Source organism: Mycobacterium sp. E1715 (assembly GCF_001667625.1).
In the GTDB taxonomy this organism is placed as follows: Bacteria; Actinomycetota; Actinomycetes; order Mycobacteriales; family Mycobacteriaceae; genus Mycobacterium.
Window position 1 is genome coordinate 1 of sequence record NZ_LZJJ01000264.1, and the last position, 3047, is coordinate 3047.

Annotated in this window: 4 protein-coding genes and 1 pseudogene; 1 reads left to right on the forward strand and 4 read right to left on the reverse strand. The window is 68.1% G+C overall.

What is annotated here, in order from left to right; genetic code table 11:
- The 4 genes and pseudogenes from A9X03_RS29245 to A9X03_RS13765 form a co-directional block, all read right to left on the reverse strand.
- A pseudogene (locus A9X03_RS29245) lies at positions 1 to 182 on the reverse strand (winged helix-turn-helix domain-containing protein); the annotation flags it as partial.
- Between the two features lie 50 nt (positions 183 to 232).
- A complete protein-coding gene (locus A9X03_RS13755; RefSeq protein WP_067781714.1) occupies positions 233 to 934 on the reverse strand; it encodes a cell division protein DivIVA in 702 nt (233 codons plus the stop codon).
- Between the two features lie 86 nt (positions 935 to 1020).
- The gene (locus tag A9X03_RS13760; RefSeq protein ID WP_067747278.1) at positions 1021 to 1518 is read right to left on the reverse strand and encodes a dihydrofolate reductase; all 498 of its coding nucleotides are present in this window, start codon (positions 1516 to 1518) and stop codon (positions 1021 to 1023) included.
- Positions 1515 to 2315, reverse strand: coding sequence for a thymidylate synthase (locus tag A9X03_RS13765; RefSeq protein ID WP_067747276.1), 801 nt, complete (start codon positions 2313 to 2315; stop codon positions 1515 to 1517). The genes A9X03_RS13760 and A9X03_RS13765 overlap by 4 nt, the downstream gene beginning before the upstream one ends.
- Before the next feature lie 42 nt (positions 2316 to 2357).
- Here A9X03_RS13765 and A9X03_RS13770 point away from each other — a divergent pair.
- A partial coding sequence (locus A9X03_RS13770) for a dienelactone hydrolase family protein (RefSeq protein WP_068261532.1) occupies positions 2358 to 3047 on the forward strand: 690 nt, incomplete at its 3' end.

Sequence of the window (3047 nt, forward strand, 5' to 3'; positions counted from 1 at the left end):
GAATCAAGTTGCAGGACTTGAATTCTGGATATCAACCGCTTCAGGTGAGCGCGAGTGATCGGACCGGCGGGCGGCGGCTCGGTAAAACCTTGGGCGGCAACGGCGATTCGCCGGGCTTGCGCGGCCGACAGCCTGCGGGTCGGGATCGACACGGCGCCGAGAATACCGGCCGGGTGCGACAACCCTCGGCGGCGACGCGGCGCCCCCCGTCCGTCCGCCCGTTCGAGGCGGGCTAACCCGTGCTGACTTTGCCGTCCAACGGCACGACGACGCTGGGCTCCGGGGCGTTCTTCTGCTCCTGGTAGGCCGACTCGAGCGCGGCCGGAACCGCTTCGAGGTCGCGGAACACGCCCATCAGCTGCTCGAGGACATGGATCCGTTGCCGGATCGCCTCGTCCGCCGCGCGCTGGGCCTGCTCACGATAGTGATCGGCCTCCCGTTGCGCGTCCCGCCACGACTTGTCGATCGCCGCTTCCGTTTCGGCGCGCATCTCGGCCAATTCGGCGTCGAGCTGCTTCTTGGCTTCTTCGTAATCGGTTTCCATGGCTTTTCGTTGCTCGGCCATCTCCGCCAACTCCTCTTCGTGCTTTCGCTGCGCGGCCTGGACCTCGGCCTCGGCCGCGGCGATCATCGCGTCCGCCTCGCTGCGCGCCTCGGCCTGCATCTCGGCGACCTCGTCGACCGCGCGGCGCAGCATCTGCGCCATGCGGCGCTGCACCGCGTGGGGGGAGGGCGAGGTGTCGGTGAGGACGGCGACCTCCTTGCGCAGCGCGGCCGTCTCGTCGCCGGCCGCCTTCAGCCGGCTCCTCAGGTTCTCGACGTCGTCGAGCAACAACTGCTGCTTGGTGGTCAGCATCTCGATGTGGGCGTCGACCGCGGACGGATCGTAGCCCCTGAAAATGCGCGTGAACGCTCTCGTGGGTTCGGTTATCACTGCCAATTCCCCCTTCTGGCAACGTGTGGTGACCTGATGAGACCGACCCCCGCGTCCGAGTATGTCACGGTCGCGGAGACCGACACTCATGCCCGACGGTAGCTGTGCAGGCGGTACCGCAACCCCGTGCGGCTGACCTGCCACTCCCCCGTCTCACCCAGCCAGCTGTCGTCGAGCACCGGCGCCAGCGCGTCGTCGTCGTCGCGCCGCAGGTCGACTTCGACCTCGGTGACCTCGCACCGCGTGGCGCGCGGCAGCGCGAGCAGATACACCTGCTCGCCGCCGATCACCCAGGTCTGCGGCTCACCCTCGCATTCGGCGAGAGCCGCCTCGAGCGATCCGGCGATCTGCGCGCCGTCGGCAACGAAATCGCTCCTTCGCGAGAGTACGACATTTTTGCGGCCCGGCAGCGGCCGGACCTTGCTCGGCAAGGACTCCCATGTGCGCCGGCCCATCACGACCGTATGCCCCACGGTCAGCTCTTTGAACCGGATCAAGTCCTCAGGCACCCGCCAGGGGATGTCGCCGCCGCGACCGATGATGCCGGATGTCGACTGAGCCCAGATCAGCCCGAGTTCGGTCATACCGCGACCGGCGCTTTGATCGCCGGATGCGGATCGTAATTCTTGACGACCACGTCCTCGTAGGTGTAGTCGAAGATCGAATCACGCTGCGCCAGTACCAGTTCCGGGTAGGGGCGGGGCTCGCGACTCAGCTGGGTGCGCACCTGCTCGACGTGGTTGTCGTAGATGTGGCAGTCGCCGCCCGTCCAGACGAACTCGCCGACCGCCAGGCCGGCCTGGGCGGCCATCATGTGGGTGAGCAGCGCGTAGCTGGCGATGTTGAACGGCACACCGAGAAACAGGTCGGCGCTGCGCTGATACAGCTGGCAACTGAGCCGACCGTCCGCCACGTAGAACTGGAAGAAGGCGTGGCACGGCGGCAGCGCCATCTGCGGGATCTCCCCGACGTTCCAGGCCGACACGATGATGCGCCGCGAGTTCGGGTCGGTGCGCAGCAACTGAAGCGCCGCGCTGATCTGGTCGACGTGCTCGCCGGTCGGCGTGGGCCAGGATCGCCACTGCACGCCGTATATCGGCCCGAGATCGCCCGTCTCGCTTGCCCATTCGTCCCAGATGGTGACCCCGTGCTCGTGCAGCCAGGCGACGTTGGAGTCGCCGCGCAAGAACCACAGCAACTCGTAGATGACCGACTTGAGATGCACCTTCTTGGTGGTCAGCAGCGGGAAGCCGGCCGACAGGTCGTAGCGCAATTGCTGGCCGAACAGGCTGCGGGTCCCGGTGCCGGTGCGGTCGGATTTGGCCGTGCCCCGTTCGAGCACCAGGCGCAGCAGGTCCTCATAGGGCGTCGGGATCGGCACGCGGCCAGCTTAGCCGCGGCGGCCGGGAGTAAAACGGAGGCCATGCCGCAATTCACCGACTCCATCACCACCGCCGACGGCAGCTGCCCTGTCGGCCTGTTCACGCCAGCGGGTCCGGGTCCCTGGCCGGGCGTAATCATGTACTGCGATGCCGGCGGGGTGCGTGACACCTTCGACGAGATGGCTGCCAAGCTGGCCGGCTTCGGTTACGCCGTGCTGCTCCCCGACGTGTATTACCGCAGCGGCGACTGGGCCCCGTTCGACATGGGCACCGTGTTCGGCGACGAGCGGGAGCGCAGGCGGCTGTTCGGCATGATCGGCAGCCTCACCCCCGACAAGATCGCCGGCGACGCCGTCGCGTTCTTCGACTACCTGGCGGCCCGCCCGGAGGTGTCCGGGGAACGCTTCGGCGTGTGCGGCTACTGCATGGGCGGGCGGGCGTCGCTGATCGTCGCCGGCCGGGTACCCGAGCGCGTCGCCGCCGCGGCGTCGTTCCACGGCGGTGGCCTGGTGAGCGACGCCGCGGACAGCCCACACCTGCTGGCCGACCGGATGAGCGCGACGGTGTACGTGGGCGGCGCCAAGGACGACGCCTCCTTCACACATGACGACGCCGAACAGCTGGACATGGCGCTGACCGCAGCCGGCGTGCAGCACACCATCGAGTGGTATCCGGCCGGCCACGGGTTCGCGGTCCCGGACAACGCGCCGTACGACCCCGTCGCCGCCGAA